Source organism: Streptomyces cavernae (assembly GCF_004023625.1).
GTDB lineage: Bacteria > Actinomycetota > Actinomycetes > Streptomycetales > Streptomycetaceae > Streptomyces > Streptomyces cavernae.
The window spans coordinates 132,066-153,733 of the sequence record NZ_RPDJ01000033.1; the positions used below are offsets into that span (position 1 = coordinate 132,066).

Sequence of the window (21,668 nt, forward strand, 5' to 3'; positions counted from 1 at the left end):
TCCGCAGCCCGAGGCCGAAAACGGGGGCCCACGCGGTCCGTTGTGCGCCCGTATGCGCTGCTGTGCGCCGGTATGCCCACCTGTCGGTTGCGGATGTTCGGCGTGCAATTGGGGCATGCGCCGGTTCGGCGTGTCCGTCGGGCGCCGTCTTGTGTCGATCCTGTGCACCGGACCACACGTTTCGTCCACTGCATGACTAGGATGTTGCACGCTCAACCAGGTGGTGACTGCGTCGGCCACCGGTCGCTGCCCACGGGCGGGCGTGCCGAGTCGTCGCGTCCTGCCCGGCGGTCCCACCGGCCGCTTGACGCACGGGACTTCCCTCCAGCCCCTGAGAACCGCCCCTGGGTGAAGTGTCGTTGGTGGACCAGTTCGTGAAGTGTCCCATGCGCTCTGGCTCTTCGCGGGGCCAGTGACCGATCGGAGATCCGGCATGCCGCTGCTCGACCCGAAGACCTGGCAGTCCGACACCCTGTCGGGGGGTGAGTACGCCGTCACCGAGCCCGCCACCGGCGAAACGCTCGGTACCGTCACGCTCGCCTCCGCCGAAGACGTCACGACGGCCGCGCGGTCCGCCCGCGCCGCCCAGACCGAATGGGCCAGGGCCCCGCACTTCGTCCGCGCCGCCGTACTGCGCAAGGCCGGCGACCTGTTCACCGCGCACGCCGCCGAACTGCGCGACTGGATCGTGCGCGAGTCCGGCTCCATACCGGGCAAGGCGGAGTTCGAACTGCACGTCGCCGCCCAGGAGTGCTACGAGGCAGCCGCCCTCGCCTCCCGTCCCAGCGGTCAGATCCTGCCCTCCGAGGCGCCCCGGCTGTCGTACACCCGCCGGATCCCGGTCGGCGTGGTGGGCGTGATCTCCCCGTTCAACGCGCCGCTGATCCTCTCCATCCGCTCCGTCGCCCCGGCCCTCGCGCTCGGCAACGGCGTCGTACTGAAGCCGGACCCGCGAACGGCCGTCTGCGGCGGACTCTCCCTCGCCGCGGTCTTCGCCGAGGCCGGCCTGCCCGAGGGACTGCTGCACGTGCTGCCCGGCGGGGTCGAGGCCGGTCAGGCCCTCGTCGCCGACCCGCTGGTGCCGGTGATCTCCTTCACCGGGTCCACGGCGGCCGGGCGCGCCGTCGGCGAGGCCGCCGGACGCCATCTGAAGCGGGCGCACCTGGAACTGGGCGGCAACTCCGCGATGATCGTCCTGGAGGACGCCGACATCGACGCGGTGATCTCCACCGCCGCCTGGGGCTCCTTCTTCCACCAGGGCCAGATCTGCATGACCACCGGCCGCCACCTGGTGCACGCCTCCCTTTACGAGGAGTACGTGGAGCGGCTCGCCGCGAAGGCCGACTCGCTGCACGTCGGCGACCCGCACCGGGAGCAGGTCCACCTCGGCCCGATCATCGACGACGCACAACTCGCCAAGATCCACGGGCTCGTCGAGGCCAGCACGGCGAAGGGCGCGAAGCTGGCGGCCGGCGGCACCCACGACCGGCTGTACTACCGGCCGACGGTGCTCGCCGGGGTCGACGACACCACGCCCGCATACGCCGAGGAGGTCTTCGGCCCCGTGGCACCGGTGCGGTCGTTCAGCACCCTCGACGAGGCCGCGGCCCTCGCCGCCGCCGGACCGTACGGCCTCTCCCTGGGCATCGTCACCCGTGACACCGCCCGCGGCCTCGACCTCGCCGAGCGCATCCCCACCGGAATCGCCCACATCAACGACCAGACCGTCAACGACGAGGCCGTGGCACCCTTCGGTGGGATCGCCGCCTCCGGCACCGGCGCCCGGTTCGGCGGTGAGGCGAATCTGGAGGCCTTCACCGACGTGCGCTGGACGACGGTGCGCGGCGATGTGGCGGGATACCCGTTCTGAGGTTGCGGACCCCTGAGCCGGACGAACGCCGGCTCAGGCCGGTTCCGGGGCTCGGTTACTGCTGGTCCTGCTGAGCCTGCTGCTGCGGCTGCGCCTGCTGGGCCTCCTGCTCGGCGATGGACTTGCGGACCTCCTCCATGTCCAGGTTGCGGGCCTGCCCGATGACGTCCTCCAGGGCCGACTCGGGCAGCGCCCCCGGCTGGGCAAAGATCGCGACCTGGTCGCGGACGATCATCAGTGTCGGGATCGACTGGATGTTGAAGGCCGCGGCCAGCTCCGGCTGGGCCTCCGTGTCGACCTTGGCGAACACGAGGTCCGGGTTGGCAGCGGCGGCCTTCTCGTACACCGGGGCGAACTGACGGCACGGCCCGCACCAGGACGCCCAGAAGTCGATCAGGACGAACTCGTTGTCCGTGACCGTCTGGTCGAAGTTCTCCTTGGTCAGCTCCATGGTGCTGCTCATGGTGTGAATACCTCTTCTCCTGATGTCGGGCCTCGAAGGAGACCGGTGTGCACAACGCCACCCCGGGGCGGCGTATTCCGCGCGCTTACCCATGTGGCCCAGGCGCACACCAGCCAGACTGGAGCCCATGACGGAAACGGAATCCAATACGTACGACGTCGTGGTGCTCGGGGCCGGGCCGGTGGGGGAGAACGTCGCCGACCGCACCCGCGCGGCCGGCCTGTCCACCGCGGTCGTGGAGAGTGAACTCGTCGGCGGCGAGTGCTCGTACTGGGCCTGTATGCCCAGCAAGGCACTGCTGCGACCGGTGATCGCCCAGGCCGACACCCGCCGGCTCCCCGGACTGCGCCACGCAGTGCAGGGCCCCCTCGACGCCCCCGCGATCCTGGCCCGCCGTGACGCGTTCACGTCCCACTGGAAGGACGACGGCCAGATCTCCTGGCTCAATGGCACGGGAGCCGACTTCTACCGCGGGCACGGCCGGCTGGCCGGGGAGCGCCGGGTCACGGTCGACGGACCCGACGGCGAACGACACGAGATCACCGCACGGCACGCCGTCGCCGTGTGCACCGGCACCCGGGCCGTGCTGCCGGACCTGCCCGGGCTGGACCAGGTCAGGCCGTGGACCAGCCGCGAGGCCACCAGCGCGCAGTCCGTGCCCGGCCGGCTCATCGTGGTCGGCGGGGGAGTGGTGGCCACCGAGATGGCCACGGCCTGGCAGGCCCTCGGCTCGCAGGTCACGCTGCTGGTCCGCGGCAAGGGCCTGCTGCCGCGGATGGAGCCCTTCGCGGGGGAACTCGTCGCCGAGGCGCTGACGGAGGGCGGCGCGGACGTCCGCACAGCGACCTCCGTGACCTCCGTGACGCGCAGCGGCTCCACGGTCGTCGCCCTCACCGGCACCGGTGACCGCATCGAGGCCGACGAGATCCTCTTCGCCACCGGGCGCGCACCCCGCACCGACGACCTCGGCCTCGACACGGTCGGGCTGGAACCCGGCTCCTGGCTTTCGGTGGACGACTCCCTCCGGGTGACCGGCAGCAAGTGGCTCTACGGCGTGGGCGACGTCAACCACCGCGCGCTCCTCACCCATCAGGGCAAGTACCAGGCACGGGTCGCGGGCGCCGCGATCGCCGCCCGGGCGGCCGGGGTCCCCCTGCTGGAAACCGACCCCTGGGGCGCCCACTCGGCCACCGCCGACCACCGGGCGGTCCCCCAGGTCGTCTTCACCGACCCCGAGGCGGCCTCGGCCGGCCTCTCCCTGGCCGAGGCCGAGCAGTCCGGCCGCCGGGTCCGCGCCGTCGACTACGACCTCTCCGGCGTAGCCGGAGCGAGTCTCTACGCGGACGGCTACCGGGGCCGCGCCCGGATGATCGTCGACCTCGACACGGAAACGCTCCTGGGCGTCACCTTCGTCGGGCCGGGCGTCGGCGAACTGATCCACTCGGCGACGATCGCGGTGGCCGCGGAGGTACCGATCGACCGGCTGTGGCACGCGGTGCCTTCCTACCCGACGATCAGTGAGGTGTGGCTGAGGTTGCTGGAGGCATATCGGGACGGGAAGTAGCCGAGGGCGGGGCGGGGAAGGGGCGGGAGAACCGTTCTGGCGCCCCTTGCTCAGGGCTCAGAGCGAGAACCCCAACGCCTCGGCGGCAACGGCCGGCGTCGGCTGTGCCCACCGCTCCGCAACCGCCTCGCTCGACGACAACGACCGCAGTTCCGCCCGGTCCAGGTAGAGCGTGCCGTTCAGATGGTCCGTCTCGTGCTGGACGATACGGGCGGGCCAGCCCGCGAAGACTTCGTCCAGCTCGCGGCCGTGCTCGTCCTGCCCGCGCAGGCGCACCTCGAGCGGCCGGGCCACCACCGCCTGCCAGCCCGGGACACTCAGACACCCCTCGAAGAACGCGGCCCGGACCGTCCCCACCGGGTCGTACGACGGGTTGACCAGAACGCGGAACGGCTGCGGCACCCGGCCACGGACCTCACTGATCTCCGGCGGTACCGGCGCCGGATCCTCGATCACCGCGATCCGCAGCGGCACCCCGACCTGCGGCGCCGCCAGCCCCACCCCGGGAGCCGCGTGCATCGTCTCGCGCAGCGCCGCCACGAAGCGGGCGAGCAGCGCGGCGTCCAGCTGGCCGTCGAAGGGATCGGCGGGCCGGCGCAGCACGGGGTCACCGGCCGCGACGATCGGCAACGGGCCGCCCGGGGCGAGGAGTCGCGCCACGAGGTCGGCGACGCGGTCACTTGGAGATGGCATTCGGCCAGGATGCCAAGCGAGGAGCGTGACGGGCCAACAGGACCGGAAACCGGGCGAGTTGCCCGCCCCGGCGGCTGTGGCGTACGTCACTTCTCCGGCCGGGAACTTCCGGCACCGACCGCCCGACTCCTGTTCTGTCCCGGCCCTGAACCCCGCAGCGGCCCCGAGTCGAGCTCCCCGGAGAAACCCGCCGCCATGTCCACCGCTCCCACCACCGAGACGGGCGAGTCCCCCGAGGACTCCGCCGAGAACTCCCCCGAAGCGGGCGAGTCCGCGCAGTCCGGTGCCCCCACGCCGACCCGCGGCACCTGGTCCACCCTGCGCCCGCTCGTCCTGCGCCTGCACTTCTACGCGGGCGTGCTGGTCGCGCCCTTCCTGCTGGTCGCGGCCGCCACCGGTTTCCTGTACGCCGCCTCGTTCCAGGCCGAGAAGTTCGTGTACGCGCACGAGCTCACGGTCCCTTCGGTGGGGGACACCAAGCTGCCGATCTCCGAGCAGGTCGCCGCCGCCCGCAAGGCCCACCCCGAGGGCGCCGTCTCCGCGGTGCGGCCCTCTCCGGAGGCCGACGCCACGACCAGGGTGATGCTCTCCGGTGTCCCCGGCGTCGCCGAGGACCGTACGCTCGCCGTCTTCGTCGACCCGTACACCGGGAAGGTGCGCGGCGCCCTGGAGCAGTACGGATCCACCGGCGCTCTCCCGCTGCGCACCTGGATCGACGAGTTCCACCGCGATCTGCACCTCGGTGAGACCGGCCGCCTCTACAGCGAACTCGCCGCCAGCTGGCTGTGGGTGATCTCCGGCGGCGGGCTCGTGCTGTGGTTCGCGCGCCGCCGTACCCAGCGCAAGCTGCGCGGTACCAGCGGACGCCGCCGCACCCTGGGGCTGCACGGCACCGTCGGCGTATGGGCGGCGGCCGGGTTCTTCTTCCTCTCCGCGACGGGCCTGACCTGGTCGGCGTATGCCGGGGCCAGTGTCGAGGACCTGCGGACCGCCCTCGGTCAGACCACCCCGACCATCTCGGCCGCGGCGGCCGGGGACCACGCGAACCACGACGCCGCCGCCGGGTCCGGCGGCACCGAGCACGGCGTCGGCCTCGACAAGGTCCTCGCTGCCGCGCGGGCCGAGGGGCTCGACGACCCGGTGGAGATCGTCCCGCCCGCCGACGCGTCGTCCGGCTACGTGGTGAAGCAGGTCCAGCGCAGCTGGCCCGAGAAGCAGGACGCGGTCGCCGTGGACCCGACCACCGGCGAGGTCACCGACGTGCTCCGGTTCGCGGACTACCCGGTGCTCGCCAAACTGACCCGCTGGGGCATCGACGCGCACACCGGCACGCTCTTCGGGATCGCCAACCAGCTCGTGCTGATGGCCCTCGCGCTGGCGCTGATCCTGCTGATCGTGTGGGGCTACCGCATGTGGTGGCAGCGCGGACGGGGCAGGACGTTCGGCCGCCCGATCCCGCGTGGCGCCTGGCAGCAGGTGCCGCCACAGATCCTCGTGCCACTGCCGGCGGCCGTCGCCGTACTCGGCTACTTCGTGCCGCTGCTCGGGATACCGCTGGTCGCGTTCATCGCCGCCGACGTCGTCCTCGGCGAGATCGCCCACCGCAGGAAGACACGAGTATCCGCCGACTCCTGAGCCGGGGCCCGGCTCGGCTGATCGCCGGGTGACGTAGAGCCCGTGAGCGAGGCGGAATGGTCTGGCATGGTCCTACCTCCGGACCCGACGGCGGCCATCGCGGGCAGGCTTCGCCGACCGTGCTGAGGTGCGCGGGCGGCTGCTGGACGGCGAGAGCGACGTCGAGGCCCGCCCGGACCTCGACGCCGCTCTCGTCGCTCTCATCGCTCCAGCCGCCCGCCGCGGCCTCGCCTCGGTGCGTGCGGGACCGCGAGGGCCGTCCTGGCCGGCTTCGACACGGCCGTGCCGCGCACGACGGACTGCTGCGACTGCGGCTGCCGAACACTTGCCCAGTGCTCCGCCCTTCAGGGTGGAGGTGCAGGGCATCCTTGCCGTAGCGGCCCGGAGGAGAGCAGAACCAGGGCTGGGAGCGCGTCGTTCGGACAGGCGGAGCTGTCCGACCTACCGCCGGACGGGCGGAAAGTAACGCCTGTGGAGGCTCATGTAAGACCGGCTCTCGCAAGAGAGTGGGCGAGGGCCTGTGAAGCAGGAACCCATGGTCGCATCGCGTGGCGGTGCGGGCCGGAATCGCTTGCCTTCACCGCAGGCGAGGGCGTCAATGTGCCTGGGCGCCGTCTCCGGGGACGGCGCCGCGCGGTGCTCAGCGAGGGTCGAACTCGCCCGAGAGAGCCGAGGCGATCCGCAGGTGGGACTCCGCCTCCTCGTGGCGTCCCTGGCGCTGCAGCGTCCGGCCCAGCATGAGCCGGGCGTAGTGCTCCACCGGGTCGCGCTCCACGAGGAAGCGCAACTCGTCCTCGGCGCGGCGGAGTTGGGCCGAGTGGTAGTACGCGCGGGCCAGCAGCAGCCGCGGTCCGGTCTGCTCCGGCACCTCGTCGACCAGCTCGTCCAGGACCCGCGCCGCGGCGGCGTAGTCCTTGGCGTCGAAGAACATCCGCGCGCGCTCCCAGCGCTCGGCGGCTGTCCCGTGGCCGTAGTACGTCATCTCCACTCGTGACCTCCTTCGACGTCGTACGACCCCGGCTTCGACGTCGTACGACCCCGCCAACACCGAAGGTTGGTTGAATATTTCACTAACACTGGCCGGTCGTGGCTCTCGCGGCTCTGGCTCCGACTGGAGGTGGGTCGCCCGAGCTTCTCGGCCAAGTGTGCCGCGGTGGACCGGCCGGGGGACTGACGACGGGGCCCCGGCGGGGCTAGGTTGGGCGACATGAGCAATCTTGATCGCGAGGCGGTGCCCGCACTGTGCGGCGGCCGGGGGTTCGTGGTGGCCGAACCGGTGCGCGAACTTCTCAGCCCCCGCACGGTGCAGCTCGGCGAGTCCACCGAAGTCCGCCGGCTGCTGCCCAATCTGGGCCGCCGTATGGTGGGCGCCTGGTGCTTCGTCGATCACTACGGTCCCGACGACATCGCCGACGAGCCCGGCATGCAGGTTCCGCCCCACCCGCACATGGGTCTGCAGACGGTGAGCTGGCTGCACGAGGGCGAGGTGCTGCACCGCGACTCCACGGGCAGCCTGCAGACGATCCGCCCGCGCGAACTGGGCCTGATGACCTCCGGCCGGGCCATCAGCCACTCCGAGGAGAGTCCTCGGTCGCACGCCCGCTTCCTGCACGGCGCCCAGTTGTGGGTGGCCCTGCCGGACGGTCACCGCCACACCCACCCGCACTTCGAGCACCACGCGGAACTGCCGGTGGTCACCGCACCGGGCCTGCGGGCCACGCTGATCCTGGGCACCATGGACGGAGCGACCTCGCCCGGTACGACGTACACCCCGATCGTCGGCGCCGATCTCGCCCTCACGAGCGGCGCCGACGTGCGCCTCCCGCTGGATCCGGACTTCGAGTACGCGGTCCTGTCCATGTCCGGCGAGGCCAACGTCGACGGCGTCCCTCTCCTGCCCGGCTCCATGCTCTACCTCGGCTGCGGCCGCACCGGACTCCCCCTGCGCGCAGCCTCGGAAGCGGGCCTGATGCTCCTCGGCGGCGAACCGTTCGAGGAGGAGCTGATCATGTGGTGGAACTTCATCGGGCGGACGCAGGGCGAGATCGAGGAGGCGCGGAAGGGCTGGATGGAGGGCTCCCGCTTCGGCGAGGTGAAGGGCTACGACGGCGATCCGCTGCCTGCTCCGGAGCTGCCGCCGGTGGCGCTGAAACCGCGGGGGAGGGTGCGCTGAACTGCGGTGATGTGCCTCGGTGCATCCCCGTCAGGAACATTCTCCGTCCCCCTCGGCAGAGCCTGCCGAGGGGGACGATCGCGTCAGTTCACGGATCGCGTCAGTTCACGGACCCGGTGCTGAACCCTGTCCGTAGTGGCGTAGGTCTGCTTGAGCTGGGCGGCGCAGTCGCCCGCGTATAAGAACTCGCCCGCGACGAGGGCCTGATTGCCTTGTCCACTCCCACCTCGGTACGACGCCGGCCGCACTGCGCCGCGAGGGCTGACACACTCCGGGGAGCCGCGCGGCTATAGTTCCCCGGCACCGAACGAAGGGAGCGACGATGGTCGCCCGTCTGGCCGGGTTCCTTCCCGGGGACATGAGCGAGGAACAAGCCGCGGTCTACCGGTCGATCTCCGGAGGCCCGCGCGCCGCCGGTCCCCAGCTCTTCGCCCTCACCGACAGCGAGGGACGGCTTCGGGGGCCGTTCAACGCGATGCTGCTCAGTCCTCCGGTCGGAGCCGCGCTGCAGGGCGTGGGTGCGGCGGTGCGCTACCGGTCCTCTCTCAGCGACCGCGTCCGTGAAATGGCCGTCCTCCTCGTCGCCACGCACTGGGGCAGCGCGTTCGAACGCGAGGCGCACGAAGCCGTGGGGCGTGCCTGCGGTCTGACCGAGGAGGAACTCGACTCACTGCGCTCCGGTGTGCTGCCGGACGTCACCGACCCGGACGAGACGATCGCCCTGCGGACCACGGCCTCGCTGCTGCGCTCCGGCAGCCTGGACGACGACGAGTACCGCACGGCGGTGTCGGCGATCGGTGAACGCGGCCTGTTCGAGCTGACGACCCTGGTGGGCTACTACTCCACCCTCGCCCTGCAGCTCCGCGTCTTCGCGGGTGAGGAAGGCAAGCCGAGGTCCTCGGCGCCCTGAGGGCAGCCTGGTCACCCCTCCGGTGAGCGCTCTGCCATCCGTTTCGCGACGCGCGCGATGGTCTCGCGAAGCCACATGTGCGCCGCGTCGTGGGTGTGTACGGGGTGCCACCACAGGGCTTCGTGGAGGGGCACCATGCCGTGCGGCGGCTCCATGACGCGGATGCCGGCCGTTTCGCGCAGTCGCTCGGCGAGCCGGGCCTGGACGAGGGCGATCCTGCGGGTTCCGGCGACGAGGAAGCACAGTGCCTGGAAGGTGTCGGCGGAGACCTCCGAGCGGGGCTCGATACCGAGCATGCTCAGCTGCCGCGTGGACGTCGTGTCGTACAGCCGCCGATACGTCACCCAGGGCAGCCGGCTCAGATCGTGGGGCGTGAGCGCGTCCCCCACCTCCTCGTTGTCCCGTGAGACCACGAAGACCCAGCGGTCCTGGAAGACCTCGACCGCCGGGTAACCGCTGATGAAGCCGTGCGGCAGGAGCATCCCGTCAGTGGTGCTCAGCAGTGCGGCTGTCTCCTCGGTGACCGTGGCGGGGGTCAGCTCGAAATGGAGCCGGACGCCGGGCGCCTCCGCGTGGAGGACGCGGGTCAGTTCGGTGCCGAAGACCGTCACGGCGTAGTCCGAAGCGATGATCTTGAACTCGTGGCCGTCCTGGACGGGATCGAACTCGGCCTGGCTGCTGAAGACCCGTTCCGCCATGTCGCAGGCCCTGGCCGTCCGGTCCAGCAGCGCTTGGCCGAGGGCGGTCAGCTCGTAGCTGTTGCCGGTCCTGAAGAGGAGCTCGTCGTCGAAATGCCGGCGAAGTCGCGCGAGGGCGCCGCTCATGGCGGGCTGGCTGAGCCCGATGCGCTGCCCGGCCCTGGTGACGTTGCGTTCCTCCAGCAGAGCGCGCAGAGCCACCAGCAGATTCAGGTCAAGGCTGGCCAAATGCATGACACTCCCGAGCGCTGGTCGGCCGCGGAGACGAGAGACGGGACCTGAAGCTCATCGGTGAAACCGATGGGCTTCATCCGGCGAATCGATTTCCCCAATCGGATGCGGGACGGCCAGATTAGTCGCACCGCCACCGAGAGGACACATCCGTGAAACGTGATGTCGATTCACCACTCTTCTCCGGCCCCTTCGCCCTCGGCACCGTCAGCGCACCAGGTCGGACGCCCTTTCCCGCTCTGGTCCTGTCGGACGCCCGTGTGCTGGACCTGCGTACCGCGCTGGGCGCGCCGCAGCTCACCGTGCGCACACTGCTGGAGGGGTGGGACGAGGTGCTGCCCCGTCTGCGCAGTCTGGCCGCGGACACGGCCGGCGCCCTGCTGCCGCTGGACGGTCTGCGGGTACATGCCCCGGTGGAGCCGCGGCAGGTCTTCCAGTCCGGCGCCAACTACCGGCAGCACGTGATCGACCTGGCAGTCGCCCACCGCTCCCCTGACGATCCCCGCACGGTCGAGGAGGCGCGGGCGGAGTTCGCGGAGGTCATGGACCGGCGAGCGCGCGAGGACCTGCCCTACGTGTTCATCGGCCTGCCGAGCGCGATCACCGGCCCGTACGACGACATCGTGCTCCCGGCATGGGCCACACAGCCGGACTGGGAGCTGGAGCTGGCGGCCGTGATCGCCAGACCCGCCCACCAGGTCTGTGTGGAGGAGGCGCTGGAGTACGTCGCCGGCTACACCATCGCCAACGACCTCACCGACCGCGCCACCGTCTTCCGCCAGGACATGCCCGGCATCGGCACCGACTGGCTGCGCTGCAAGAACGCCCCCGGCTTCACCCCGCTCGGCCCGTGGATCGTCCCCGCCGAATCGATCGCCGACCCGGGCGACCTGCGGGTCACCCTCAGGCTCAACGGCGAGACCATGCAGGACGAGTCCACCAAGGACATGCTCTTCGGCATCGCGCGACTGGTGTCGTACATCTCCCGGACCTCCCGGCTCCTGCCCGGCGACCTGGTACTCACGGGCAGCCCGGCCGGGAACGGCATCCACTGGGGACGGCTGCTGCGCGACGGCGACGTCATGGAGGGGTCGATCACCGGACTGGGCGTCCAACGCACGCGATGCACGGCGGAGACGGCGTCATGAGCCTGGACCGCACCGATCCCGAGGGCGCGATCGCCGAGGCCGCCAAGGCGTACTCGAACTGGGGACGCTGGGGCGAGGACGACGTGCTCGGCACCCTGAACTTCCTCGACGAGGCGAAACGCCGCGAGGGTATGGCCCTGGGCCGACGCGGGGTGAGTTTCTCTCTCTCACAGCGCTTCGACATGAACGGCCCGCAGAAGGGCTGGCGCAGGCGCACCAACCCCATCCACACCATGCTGATGACCGGCACCGACGCCGCCCTCGACAACCAGGGCTCCCCGCACGGCATCGGCGGCGCCGACGACCTCATCACGATGCCGCTGCAGTGTTCCACCCAGTGGGACGGACTCGGCCACGTCTTCGACCACGGCAAGGCGTGGAACGGACGCGACGCACGAAAGGTCGTCACCGCCGAGGGCGACCTGATCACCGGCATCGAGCACATGGCCCCGCATGTGGCCGGGCGCGGCGTCCTCCTCGACGTGGGACGGGTCATGGGCACCGACGGGGAGTTGCCCGACGGCTTCGCCATCACCGAGGAGCACCTGACCGCGACCGCCGAGGCGCACGGGGTGGCCGTCGGCCGCGGGGACATCGTCCTGGTACGCACCGGCCAGCTGGCCCGCGCCCGGCGCGAGGGCTGGGGTGACTACGCCGGCGGAGACGCGCCCGGCCTGTCCTTCACCACCGCGGGCTGGCTGCACCGCACCGAGATCGCCGCCGTCGCCACCGACACCTGGGGCTTCGAAGTGCGGCCGAACGAGTTCGAGGGCGCCTTCCAGCCGCTGCACCAGGTCGTCATCCCCAACATGGGTCTGCTGGTCGGCGAGATGTGGGACCTGGAAGCGCTCGCGGCGGACTGTGCGGACGACGGCGTCTACGCGTTCTGGCTCACCGCGGCGCCCCTGCCCATCACCGGCGCCGTCGGCTCACCCGTCAACCCCATCGCCGTCAAGTAGCACACCGACCCGGCAGCCCCGAAACAGCCGATCGCCGTGAAGCAGCAAGAGGGACAAAGGAGTTCCCATGACCGACCCCCGCACCGTCCTCGTCGTCGGCGGCGGCACCGCAGGAAACGGTCTGACCGTCCTGCTCCGCAAGGCCGGCATCGACGTCGACCTCGTCGAATGCAAGGCCGACTGGAACGTCCACGGCTCAGGCATCACCACCCAGGGCAACGCCCTGCGCGTGCTGCGCGAGATCGGCGTCTGGGAGGGGGCCGAGAAGCACGGCTTCGGGTTCGACGACCTCGGTATCACCGCCCCCGACGGGACGGTGCTCCACGTCGAGTCCCACTACCGCACCGGCGGCCCCGACCTGCCCGCGATCGTCGGCATGCGGCGGGCCGACCTCCAGCACATCCTCATCGAAGCGGTACGAAGATCAGGCGCCCGAGTCCGGCTCGGCACCACCGTCCAGCGGCTGGAACAGGATGCCGCAGGAGTCGACGTCACCTTCAGCGACGGCACCACGGGCCGGTACGACCTGGTCGTCGCCGCCGACGGACTCAACTCCGCCACCCGCGCCATGATCGGCATCAGTGAGCGGCCCGAACCCGTCGGCATGGGCATCTGGCGCGTCCGCGCCCCTCGCCCCGAGAGCGTCCGGCGCACCGACCTCACCTACGGCGGGCCCTGTTACATCGCCGGCTACTGCCCCACCGGTCAGGACTCGCTCTACGCCTACCTCGTCGAACCCCAGCGGGACCGCGCGAACCTCGATCCCCACACCTACGCCGACGAGATGCGCCGTCTCGCCGAGCCGTACGGCGGGGCCTGGAACGAGATCCGCGCGTCCATCACCGATCCCGAGCAGGTCAACTACACGGTGTTCACCCGGCATCTGGTCGAGGGCTCCTGGCACCGGGGCCGCGTGGTGCTCGTCGGCGACGCCGCACACAGCTGTCCTCCCACCCTCGCCCAGGGCGCCGCCATGTCCCTGGAGGACGCCCTCGTCCTCGCGGAGCTGCTCGCCGGCCACGACGACTGGGACGACGAACTGCTCACGGCGTACTACGAGCGGCGTGTCCCCCGGGTCCGGCTGGTCGTGGACGGCGCCGTCCAGATCTGCCGATGGCAACTGGACGGGGTACGCGACGCCGACGTGCCCGGCCTGATCGACCGCACGATGACCGTTCTGACGGAGCTGCCGTGACGGCGCCCACCCGTCTCCCACCACCGCCCTTCCAAGGAAGCGCTGCGCGCCCTTTGACTGTCGACGTGCACGCCCACGTCGTCCTCCCCGAGCTGGAGGAGGCCGTCGCCGGACGGCCCGAACGCGCCGCCGCCCGCGCACTGGAGGCCCGCCGCAACGGGCCCGAGGCCCAGGCCGTCAGCGGCCCGATGATCCGCGACCGCATGGCGAAGCTCACCGACGTGGGGGCCCGCCTGGCCGCGATGGACGCCGGCGGTGTCGACGTACAGCTGGTCTCCCCTGTCCCGGACTACCACTACTGGGCCGACGAAGACCTGGCCCGGACCGTGTGGGAGCTGGCCAACACCGGCACCGCGGCCCACTGCGGCGAGGCCCCGGACCGGCTGCGCGGCCTCGGACTGGTCCCGCTGCAGCACCCGCACCTGACGGTCGAAGCCCTCGAACACGCCCTGGAGCAGGGTTTGCGGGGCGTCGAGATCTCCTCGCACGCGCCCGGCATCGAAGTGTCGGACCCCGCGTACGAGCCGCTCTGGAGCCGCGCCGAGGAGACCGGGGCGGTGCTGTTCCTGCATCCCTACGGCTGCACCCTCGACGAGCGGCTGGACCGCTGGTACCTGTCCAACACCGTCGGCCAGCCCACCGAGAACGCCGTCGCCCTCTCCCACCTGATCTTCTCCGGCGTCCTGGACAGGCATCCCGAGCTGAAGCTCATCGCCGCCCATGGCGGCGGGTACCTGCCCACCCACATCGGCCGCTCCGACCACGCCTGGCGGGTCCGCCCCGACGCCAGGGGCTGCGCCCGGGAGCCGAGCAGCTACCTGAAACAGCTCTACTTCGACTCCCTCGTCCACGACCCGTACGTGCTGCGCGAGTTGGTTCGCGTCGTCGGCGCCGACCGCGTGCTGCTCGGCTCCGACTTCCCCTTCGACATGGGCACCGAGGACCCGGTCACCGCTCTGCGCGCCGCCCGGCTGCCCGAGCCGGACTTCCACGCCATACGCGGCACAAACGCCGCCGCCCTTCTCAACCTCGCCTGAGAGGAACCCCATGAGCCATCGTCTGCTCACCCACCTGAGGCACGTCGACCTCGCCGTCCCCGACTACGACAAGCAACTCGACTTCTACTCCGGCATCTGGGGCCTGACCAAGGTCGCCGAGGACTCCGGCATCTCCTTCCTCGCCGCCGAGGGCAGCCCCGAGCAGTACATCGTGCGGCTGCGCAAGGCCGACCAGAAGCGCCTCGACCTGATCTCCTACGGGGCCGCGAGCCCGGCCGACGTCGACACCCTCGCCGAACGACTCCTTGCCGGGGGCGTGCGGTTGATCTCCCAGCCGGGCAAGGTCGACACACCCGGCGGCGGCTACGGCTTCCGCTTCTTCGACTTCGACGGGCGCACCATCGAGGTCTCCGCGGACGTCGCCGTACGGCAGCACCGCAAGATCGAGGAGAAGGAGTCGATCCCGGTCAAGCTGTCGCACGTCGTCATCAACTCCCCCGATCTGAACGCCACCAAGGAGTGGTACGAGCGCCACCTCGGGTTCCGCCTCTCCGACACCCTCTGGCACCCCAAGATGGGTGAGGCCATGCACTTCATGCGGATCAGCTCCCAGCACCACTCCATGGCCATCGCCCAGGGACCGCACACCTCCCTGCACCACATCTCCTTCGAGATGCGCGGCATCGACGAGTACATGCGCGGCACCGGCCGTCTGCTGCGCGCCGGAGTGCACAAGGTCTGGGGCCCCGGCCGCCACTTGGCGGGCGACAACACCTTCTCCTACTTCCACGACCCGCACGGCAACACCCTCGAATACACCACCGAGCTGGAGCAGCTGGACGAGGACACCTGGCACCCCCACGTCTACGACTTCTCCACCGACCAGGTCTCGGACCAGTGGGGGACCGCCAACCCCGTGAACGAACTGGTCGCCAAAGAGTCCTTCAACGACCCCGACCGCGGCTGCTTCACCGCCCCGCCGGTCTGATCCTCTCCCGCTCCGGGAGCGCGGCGACGCCCCGCTCATGGCCCTGAGTGCCCGCCGCGCCCCCGGGCCGACCCAACCCCCTGGAGCCCCCATGCGCTTCGCCACGTACGAGCACGGAGGCCGCCGTCACTGCGGCGTGGTCGACGGTGCCGCCGTACACCCCTTCCCCGACGGCACGACGCTGCTCGGCCTGATCCACTACGGTCTCCCACAAGCAGCCACAGAGCTCCCAGCCCTGTCGGACCCGGTCCCGCTAGACGACGTACGGCTGTTGCCGCCCCTCGAACCGCCGTCGGTGAGAGACTTCGTCACCTTCGAAGAACACATCGAGGGCGTACGGCGTTCCGGAGAACGCACACGGGGCGTACCGGAGGTGTGGTACGACGCACCCACCTTCTACTTCAGCAACCCGCATGCCGTCATCGGTGCCCACGACGACGTGCCGTACCCGCCCGGCAGCGGGGTTCTGGACTTCGAACTCGAGGTCGCGGTCGTCATCGGCCGTGAGGGGCGCGATCTGACCCCCGAGCAGGCACGTGACCACATCGCCGGATACACCCTGTTCAATGACTGGTCGGCCCGCGACCTCCAGATCCGCGAGATGCAGGTCGGACTCGGCCCCTGCAAGGGCAAGGACACCGCCACCACCCTCGGCCCCTACCTCGTGACCCCGGACGAGGTGGAACCGTACCGGGACGCCGGCGGGTTCCTGCGACTCGCCCTGACCTCGGAGATCAACGGCGAGGTCGTCGGCAAGGACCTGCTGTCCAACATGAGCTGGACCTTCGAGGAGATGGTCGCCTACGCCTCGCGCGGCACCGTCGTCCGCCCCGGCGACGTACTCGGCTCGGGCACCTGCGGCAACGGCGGCTGCCTGGCCGAACTGTGGGGCGTACGCGGCGAACAGGTCCCGCCTCCGCTCAAGCCCGGCGACACCGTCACCCTCACCGCGGACGTCCTCGGCTCCGTCCGCAACACCGTCGTCCCCGGCCCCGAGCCGGTACCCCTGCCGACCGGCCGCCGACGTCCCCGCAGCCGCCCCTGAGCGGATCCGGACGCAGCTGGTCGGGGCCCGGTCTGTGCCCGGCCCCGACGCACGTGCCCTTCGCGTCCCGGCGTTTCGGGCTCCGGAACCGCTCACATGTCACAGCCCGACCTGCTCAGGCCGCCACACCCCATTCGTTGCGCGGATGCGCCACATCCGAAATACCGATCGCACGGAGGGTGGGCGGCGGCCCTCAAAGACCGCATAGTCGTCCCACCCGCACGTCATGTCCCCGATCCCGCGTCGTGTGACGTCCTCCGCTGCATGCCGAGCGCCGCCCGCGCCTGTGCGGCATGCCCGCTCCCACACATCGTCCCCTGGAGTCAGTCACCATGCCCGCTTCCGTGCCCTTGCCCTCCGCCGTGATCGATGACTCCGCCCCGCCGCCTGTGAGCGTGTCGGGCCCAGCACACCTGTTGCGGGTAACGGCGCTGATGGCGGGCAGTTGTCTGCCCGTGCTGGGGGCGGTGTTGATCGCTCCTGTGCTGCCGAAGATGCAGGACCACTTCGCGTCGATCCCCGGCGCCAAGGCGCTGGTTCCGCTGGCGCTGACCGTTCCTGCCTTGGCGCTGGCGCTGCTGGCCCCGTTCGCAGGGGTGATCGTCGACCGCCTGGGCCGCAAGCGTCTGCTGCTGGTGGCGACCGTCCTGTACGCGCTGTTCGGCACAGCACCGCTCTGGCTGGACTCGCTGGGCGCGATCATCGCCAGCCGCGCCTTGGTCGGCGTCGCCGAGGCCGCCATCATGACCTGCTGCACCACCCTGATCGGGGACTACTACTCCGGTCACCGGCGGGTGAAATACCTAGCCCTGCAGACCATGTGCGCCTCCGCGTCCGCCACTGCCTTCTTCGTGCTCGGGGGCGCTGCCGGCGCGGCGGGCTGGCGAGTCCCGTTCTGGGTCTACGCGGTGAGCCTGCTGCTCGCCCCGGTGCTGGCCCTCGCCCTCCCCAGTCCGGCGGTGCGCGAGGCCACAAAGAGAGCCACGGAGGGTGTCCGGCCCGCACGTCGCCCGTTCCCCTGGCGGCAGATGGCGGGCATCTGCGCCCTGACCTTCTTCGGGGCGATGGTCTTCTACACCGTTCCGGTGGAGATGGCGTACCTGCTCGACGGCCTCGGAGTGGAGAACACCGGTGTGATCGGTCTGGCCACCGCGGTCGCGAGCGCCGCCACGGTGGCCGGAGCAATCACCTTCGCGCGTCTGAAGCGCTCCCCGGACCCGATGCTGCCCACCGTCTTCGCCATCTGCGCGGCCGGCTTCGGCGTGATGTTCCTCGCCGGCGGTGTCCCCCTGCTGGTGATCGGTGCGGTGATCAACTGCCTGGGTACGGGGATGCTGTTGCCGGCGCTCCTCACCAGTGCCATGTCCCGGCTGGAGTACGAGGACCGCGGCCGGGGCACGGGCCTGTGGACGGCGGCCTTCTTCGGCGGCGCGTTCGTGTGCCCGCTGGTGCTGCTCGCCGTGGAGTCGGCGGTCGGCACTCTGGTCGGCGCCGTGGGACTGCTGGGGCTGGCAACCGCGGCGGTCGCGCTCGGACTGCTGGTGGCCCGGTGGCGGGCCTGGAACCCGGCCCGCACGGCATCCGCCTGAACTCCCCTCCACCCCAGCCACACCGAGACCGACATGACCGGATCCGCCGCGCCCGCCTTGCGCAGGGCGGGCGCCCGCAAGCCGCTGCTCGGCCGCACCGGCACGGTGGACGCGGTCACCCCCACATCGAGCATCAGCAACCTGACACAGAAAGGGCCCTCCTGCCATGGACAAGGTCTGTGCGAGCGCCGCCGAGGCGGTCGCCGACATCACCGACCGCGCCTCGCTGGCCGTCGGCGGCTTCGGCCTCAGTGGCATCCCGGCCGTCCTCATCCAAGCCCTGTACGACCAGGGCGCGACCGGCCTGAGTGTCGTGTCCAACAACTGCGGCGTGGACGGACAGGGTCTGGGCATCCTGCTCGCCGCGGGCCGGATTGCTCGCGTCACCGGCTCCTACGTGGGCGAGAACAAGGAGTTCGCCCGCCAGTACCTGTCCGGCGAACTGGAGGTCGAACTCGTCCCGCAGGGCACGCTCGCCGAACGCCTGCGCGCCGGCGGCGCCGGCATCCCCGCCTTCTACACCCCGGCGGGCGTGGGCACCCAGGTCGCCCGCGGCGGGCTGCCCTGGCGCTACGCCGCTGGGGGCACCTCCCGGACGGAGTCTGGGGGAGGTACGGTCGCCGTGGCCTCCCCTCCCAAGGAGACCCGCGAATTCGCCGGCCGCCGTTACGTCCTGGAGCACGGCCTCACCACCGACTTCGCTCTCGTACGCGCCTGGCGCGGCGACCGCCACGGCAACCTCGTCTTCCGCAAGGCGTCGGCCAACTTCAACCCGCTCGCTGCGATGGCCGGCCGCATCACCATCGCCGAGGTCGAAGAACTGGTGGAGCCGGGCGAGTTGAACCCCGACGCCGTGCACACGCCGGGCGTCTTCGTCCAGCGGGTGGTGGAGCTGACCGGCGAACAGGCCGCGGACAAGCAGATCGAACACGTTCGCATTTCCGCGTCTTCGACACGAGGGGCCACACACGCATGACCACACTCATCGGCTGGACGCGGAACCAGATGGCCGCCCGCGCCGCCGCCGAACTCGCCGACGGCTCCTACGTCAACCTCGGCATCGGCCTGCCCACCCTCATCCCCGGCCACCTCCCGCCCGGCATCCACGTCGTCCTGCACTCCGAGAACGGCATCCTCGGCACCGGCCCGTACCCGACCGAGGACGAGGTCGACCCCGACCTGATCAACGCGGGCAAGGAGACCGTCACCGTCCTGCCCGGAGCCTCCTTCTTCGACTCCGCGCTCTCCTTCGGCATGATCCGCGGCGGTCACATCGACACCGCGGTCCTGGGAGCCATGCAGGTGTCGGCCCACGGCGACCTGGCCAACTGGATGATCCCCGGCAAGATGGTCAAGGGCATGGGCGGCGCCATGGACCTCGTCCACGGCGCCCGCCGCGTCATCGTCCTGATGGAACACACCGCCAAGGACGGCAGCCCCAAGATTCTCACCGAATGCACTCTGCCCCTCACCGGCGAGCGCTGCGTCCACCGGATCATCACCGATCTCGGCGTCCTCGACGTCACCGAACACGGCCTCGCCCTCGTCGAGACAGCCCCGCACGTGACCATCGAGGACATCGCGGCTCGCACCGGCGCTCCCCTGCGCCTGGACAGCTTCACGGCTGCCTGCTGAACCGCTCCTGACGACTGACGGTTCCGGATCGTGCCGACGACCACGACAACAGGAGCATTCATGATCATCGCGATGGGCAGTGCCCGAGCTCTCCCCGGACGCAGGGAGGACCTGACGTCCGCCGCCCGCGAGATGGCCGCGGCCACCCGCGTCGAAGACGGATGCCACTCCTACGGCTTCTTCTCCGACATCGACGACGAGAACACGATCGTCAGCCTGGAGACCTGGCGGGATCAGGACGCACTCGACGCACACATGGCCCACCCGCGCACCCAGGAATTCCTGGCGCACACCGCACAGCTGGTCGAGGGCACCCCCAGCCTCACCATCCACCGGGTGCCCGACTCCGGCTGACACACCGGCGCCCCAGGCCGACTCCCACCGCCCTGGCCACACCGCAGCAGGCCGGGCCCGGCGAAATCCCACCGAGGAGCCCCCTATGAGCACCGCCCCCGTCAAGCCCGGTCGCGTCGCCGTCATCGGCGCCGGCCCGGCCGGTATGGCCACCGCCCTGTCGGTGCACCAGGCCGGCCATGACGTGATCCTGCTGGAGCGCTATCCGCAGGCCCGGCCGGCCGGCAACATCCTCAACCTGTGGCCGGCGCCCATCAAGGCGCTCGGCCTGCTCGGCGTGGACACCACTGATCTCGGCGCGCCCTGCCACTCGGAGTTCCGCTCCGCGGCCGGCCGCACCCGGGCGACGGTGAAACTCCCCGAAGACGTGGTGCAGAGATATGGCGGCGGGTTCATCGGTCTGCTCCGGCCGGGACTCTACGAACGGCTGCTCGCCGCACTGCCGCCGGGCATGCTGCAGGTCAACCGCGCGGTGGACGGCTTCGAGCAGGACGAGGCCGGCGTACGGCTGCACATGGCCGACGGCGATGTCATCGAGGTCGACGTCGTGGTGGGCGCGGACGGCATCGACTCTCTCGTCCGGCGCACCCTGTGGGGCGATACACCCAAGCGCGAGCACAACCTGCACATCTTCGGCGGGTACACCTTCGCCGAGGACGTCCGGGCGGAGAGAGGACTGTGCGTCATCTCCCACAACCGGACCGTGCAGGGCAGTTGGACCGACATCCGGCACAAGGGTCGTGACGGATTCCAGTGGTGGGTCCTCAGCGCTCACGACGCCCGCCAGGAGTTCACGGGAGACCGGCACGCCACCGCCACAGCGATGGGCGCCGACTTCGCTGCCCCGCTGCCGCAGCTGATCGCCGCCACCGACCCGGAGAACGTGCAGCACTGGGTCCTGCGCGACCGCAAGCCGATCAAGCAGTGGTCGAAGGGCCGGGCCACGCTCGTCGGCGACGCCGCCCACGCCACCTCGCCCTACGCCGCCTACGGTGCCGGCATGGCCACCGAGGACGGCTACTTCCTCGGCCGCCGCCTGGCCGGAGTGGACCTGTCCGACTACACCGCCGTACGGGCCGCACTGGACGCGTTCGAGGCACCGCGCAAGCCGCACACCGCCCGCCAGGTCCAGCAGGCATGGATGCTGGGCAAGGTGTTCCACCACGCACCGGCACCACTGCGGCCCGTACGCGATGCCCTCCTCGACCGCACACCGTTCCTGCAGAAGGTCATCGGGGATTCCTCGGGAGAAATCCTCGCCCAGCTCACTGCCCTCGACGAGGCCGAGCAACGCTTCACGGCCGTCCGCAGCCCGAATGCACAGTGACGACCACATCCGGCTCCCAGCCGGAGAAAGCGACATCCACACACTGCCGACCCAGAGATCACCGCGATGCCGGCCGGCCCCATCGCCGTTTCACCGCCGGCCTCGGCACCTGCACCGACTCGTCACCCATCGAAGGTGTGTTTCGTGCTCGGCCTGGCGTCCGGCTCCGTATCCGGATGTGATGCGGCACCTG

20 protein-coding genes are annotated in these 21,668 nt (G+C 70.8%); 16 read left to right on the top strand and 4 right to left on the bottom strand.

Features of this window, described 5'->3' with window-relative positions; all coding sequences use genetic code 11:
* Positions 1-433 precede the first annotated feature (433 nt).
* Positions 434-1,870, top strand: a complete 1,437-nt coding sequence (locus tag EF387_RS35590) for a benzaldehyde dehydrogenase (RefSeq protein ID WP_128380730.1) — start codon at positions 434-436, stop codon at positions 1,868-1,870.
* 55 nt (positions 1,871-1,925) lie between these two features.
* Here EF387_RS35590 and trxA read toward each other — a convergent pair whose 3' ends face one another.
* The gene (trxA, locus tag EF387_RS35595; protein ID WP_128380731.1) at positions 1,926-2,333 is read right to left on the bottom strand and encodes a thioredoxin; all 408 of its coding nucleotides are present in this window, start codon (positions 2,331-2,333) and stop codon (positions 1,926-1,928) included.
* Positions 2,334-2,460: 127 nt separating this feature from the next.
* Here trxA and EF387_RS35600 point away from each other — a divergent pair, with 127 nt between their 5' ends.
* Positions 2,461-3,897, top strand: a complete 1,437-nt coding sequence (locus EF387_RS35600; protein WP_128380732.1) for a dihydrolipoyl dehydrogenase family protein — start codon at positions 2,461-2,463, stop codon at positions 3,895-3,897.
* A gap of 57 nt (positions 3,898-3,954) precedes the next feature.
* Here EF387_RS35600 and EF387_RS35605 read toward each other — a convergent pair whose 3' ends face one another.
* Complete coding sequence (locus EF387_RS35605) at positions 3,955-4,590, bottom strand: peptide deformylase (protein WP_128380733.1); 636 nt, start codon at positions 4,588-4,590, stop codon at positions 3,955-3,957.
* A gap of 195 nt (positions 4,591-4,785) precedes the next feature.
* Here EF387_RS35605 and EF387_RS35610 point away from each other — a divergent pair, with 195 nt between their 5' ends.
* The gene (locus EF387_RS35610; protein ID WP_128380734.1) at positions 4,786-6,225 is read left to right on the top strand and encodes a PepSY-associated TM helix domain-containing protein; all 1,440 of its coding nucleotides are present in this window, start codon (positions 4,786-4,788) and stop codon (positions 6,223-6,225) included.
* Positions 6,226-6,865: 640 nt separating this feature from the next.
* On the opposite strand, the gene EF387_RS35615 is transcribed toward EF387_RS35610, so the two are convergent.
* Positions 6,866-7,207, bottom strand: coding sequence for a tetratricopeptide repeat protein (locus EF387_RS35615; protein WP_128380761.1), 342 nt, complete (start codon positions 7,205-7,207; stop codon positions 6,866-6,868).
* Positions 7,208-7,432: 225 nt separating this feature from the next.
* Here EF387_RS35615 and EF387_RS35620 point away from each other — a divergent pair, with 225 nt between their 5' ends.
* Positions 7,433-8,398, top strand: coding sequence for a pirin family protein (locus EF387_RS35620; RefSeq protein ID WP_128380735.1), 966 nt, complete (start codon positions 7,433-7,435; stop codon positions 8,396-8,398).
* Between the two features lie 322 nt (positions 8,399-8,720).
* The gene (locus EF387_RS35625) at positions 8,721-9,308 is read left to right on the top strand and encodes a carboxymuconolactone decarboxylase family protein (RefSeq protein WP_128380736.1); all 588 of its coding nucleotides are present in this window, start codon (positions 8,721-8,723) and stop codon (positions 9,306-9,308) included.
* Between the two features lie 11 nt (positions 9,309-9,319).
* Here EF387_RS35625 and EF387_RS35630 read toward each other — a convergent pair whose 3' ends face one another.
* Positions 9,320-10,240 (bottom strand): LysR family transcriptional regulator, encoded by a 921-nt coding sequence (locus EF387_RS35630; RefSeq protein WP_128380737.1) that lies wholly within the window; start codon positions 10,238-10,240, stop codon positions 9,320-9,322.
* 149 nt (positions 10,241-10,389) lie between these two features.
* Here EF387_RS35630 and EF387_RS35635 point away from each other — a divergent pair, with 149 nt between their 5' ends.
* The 11 genes from EF387_RS35635 (at position 10,390) to EF387_RS35685 (ending at position 21,475) form a co-directional block, all read left to right on the top strand.
* Entirely contained in the window at positions 10,390-11,385 is a 996-nt protein-coding gene (locus EF387_RS35635) for a fumarylacetoacetate hydrolase family protein (protein ID WP_128380738.1), read from the top strand.
* Complete coding sequence (locus EF387_RS35640; RefSeq protein ID WP_128380739.1) at positions 11,382-12,344, top strand: cyclase family protein; 963 nt, start codon at positions 11,382-11,384, stop codon at positions 12,342-12,344. Before EF387_RS35635 ends, EF387_RS35640 begins: the two co-directional genes overlap by 4 nt.
* Positions 12,345-12,411: 67 nt before the next feature.
* Complete coding sequence (locus tag EF387_RS35645) at positions 12,412-13,539, top strand: FAD-dependent oxidoreductase (RefSeq protein ID WP_128380740.1); 1,128 nt, start codon at positions 12,412-12,414, stop codon at positions 13,537-13,539.
* A gap of 53 nt (positions 13,540-13,592) precedes the next feature.
* On the top strand, positions 13,593-14,576 hold the full coding sequence (locus EF387_RS35650; protein ID WP_238431879.1) for an amidohydrolase family protein: 984 nt from the start codon (positions 13,593-13,595) through the stop codon (positions 14,574-14,576).
* A 10-nt stretch (positions 14,577-14,586) separates the two neighbouring features.
* On the top strand, positions 14,587-15,525 hold the full coding sequence (locus tag EF387_RS35655; protein ID WP_128380742.1) for a VOC family protein: 939 nt from the start codon (positions 14,587-14,589) through the stop codon (positions 15,523-15,525).
* A 91-nt stretch (positions 15,526-15,616) separates the two neighbouring features.
* Positions 15,617-16,570, top strand: coding sequence for a fumarylacetoacetate hydrolase family protein (locus EF387_RS35660; protein WP_128380743.1), 954 nt, complete (start codon positions 15,617-15,619; stop codon positions 16,568-16,570).
* A 332-nt stretch (positions 16,571-16,902) separates the two neighbouring features.
* The gene (locus tag EF387_RS35665; protein WP_128380744.1) at positions 16,903-18,159 is read left to right on the top strand and encodes an MFS transporter; all 1,257 of its coding nucleotides are present in this window, start codon (positions 16,903-16,905) and stop codon (positions 18,157-18,159) included.
* A 166-nt stretch (positions 18,160-18,325) separates the two neighbouring features.
* The gene (locus tag EF387_RS35670; RefSeq protein ID WP_128380745.1) at positions 18,326-19,135 is read left to right on the top strand and encodes a CoA transferase subunit A; all 810 of its coding nucleotides are present in this window, start codon (positions 18,326-18,328) and stop codon (positions 19,133-19,135) included.
* An 8-nt stretch (positions 19,136-19,143) separates the two neighbouring features.
* Entirely contained in the window at positions 19,144-19,794 is a 651-nt protein-coding gene (locus tag EF387_RS35675; protein WP_128380762.1) for a CoA transferase subunit B, read from the top strand.
* Between the two features lie 60 nt (positions 19,795-19,854).
* A complete protein-coding gene (locus EF387_RS35680; protein WP_128380746.1) occupies positions 19,855-20,148 on the top strand; it encodes a putative quinol monooxygenase in 294 nt (97 codons plus the stop codon).
* Between the two features lie 85 nt (positions 20,149-20,233).
* Complete coding sequence (locus EF387_RS35685; protein ID WP_128380747.1) at positions 20,234-21,475, top strand: FAD-dependent oxidoreductase; 1,242 nt, start codon at positions 20,234-20,236, stop codon at positions 21,473-21,475.
* Positions 21,476-21,668: the final 193 nt, after the last annotated feature.

What these genes read in the sequence shown, in the direction of transcription:
- EF387_RS35590 (WP_128380730.1), top strand. Translation starts at nt 434, where the DNA reads ATGCCGCTGCTCGACCCGAAGACCTGGCAGTCCGACACCCTGTCGGGG.
- trxA (WP_128380731.1), bottom strand. Translation starts at nt 2,333, where the DNA reads ATGAGCAGCACCATGGAGCTGACCAAGGAGAACTTCGACCAGACGGTC.
- EF387_RS35600 (WP_128380732.1), top strand. Translation starts at nt 2,461, where the DNA reads ATGACGGAAACGGAATCCAATACGTACGACGTCGTGGTGCTCGGGGCC.
- EF387_RS35605 (WP_128380733.1), bottom strand. Translation starts at nt 4,590, where the DNA reads ATGCCATCTCCAAGTGACCGCGTCGCCGACCTCGTGGCGCGACTCCTC.
- EF387_RS35610 (WP_128380734.1), top strand. Translation starts at nt 4,786, where the DNA reads ATGTCCACCGCTCCCACCACCGAGACGGGCGAGTCCCCCGAGGACTCC.
- EF387_RS35615 (WP_128380761.1), bottom strand. Translation starts at nt 7,207, where the DNA reads ATGACGTACTACGGCCACGGGACAGCCGCCGAGCGCTGGGAGCGCGCG.
- EF387_RS35620 (WP_128380735.1), top strand. Translation starts at nt 7,433, where the DNA reads ATGAGCAATCTTGATCGCGAGGCGGTGCCCGCACTGTGCGGCGGCCGG.
- EF387_RS35625 (WP_128380736.1), top strand. Translation starts at nt 8,721, where the DNA reads ATGGTCGCCCGTCTGGCCGGGTTCCTTCCCGGGGACATGAGCGAGGAA.
- EF387_RS35630 (WP_128380737.1), bottom strand. Translation starts at nt 10,240, where the DNA reads ATGCATTTGGCCAGCCTTGACCTGAATCTGCTGGTGGCTCTGCGCGCT.
- EF387_RS35640 (WP_128380739.1), top strand. Translation starts at nt 11,382, where the DNA reads ATGAGCCTGGACCGCACCGATCCCGAGGGCGCGATCGCCGAGGCCGCC.
- EF387_RS35645 (WP_128380740.1), top strand. Translation starts at nt 12,412, where the DNA reads ATGACCGACCCCCGCACCGTCCTCGTCGTCGGCGGCGGCACCGCAGGA.
- EF387_RS35655 (WP_128380742.1), top strand. Translation starts at nt 14,587, where the DNA reads ATGAGCCATCGTCTGCTCACCCACCTGAGGCACGTCGACCTCGCCGTC.
- EF387_RS35660 (WP_128380743.1), top strand. Translation starts at nt 15,617, where the DNA reads ATGCGCTTCGCCACGTACGAGCACGGAGGCCGCCGTCACTGCGGCGTG.
- EF387_RS35665 (WP_128380744.1), top strand. Translation starts at nt 16,903, where the DNA reads ATGCCCGCTTCCGTGCCCTTGCCCTCCGCCGTGATCGATGACTCCGCC.
- EF387_RS35670 (WP_128380745.1), top strand. Translation starts at nt 18,326, where the DNA reads ATGGACAAGGTCTGTGCGAGCGCCGCCGAGGCGGTCGCCGACATCACC.
- EF387_RS35680 (WP_128380746.1), top strand. Translation starts at nt 19,855, where the DNA reads ATGATCATCGCGATGGGCAGTGCCCGAGCTCTCCCCGGACGCAGGGAG.
- EF387_RS35685 (WP_128380747.1), top strand. Translation starts at nt 20,234, where the DNA reads ATGAGCACCGCCCCCGTCAAGCCCGGTCGCGTCGCCGTCATCGGCGCC.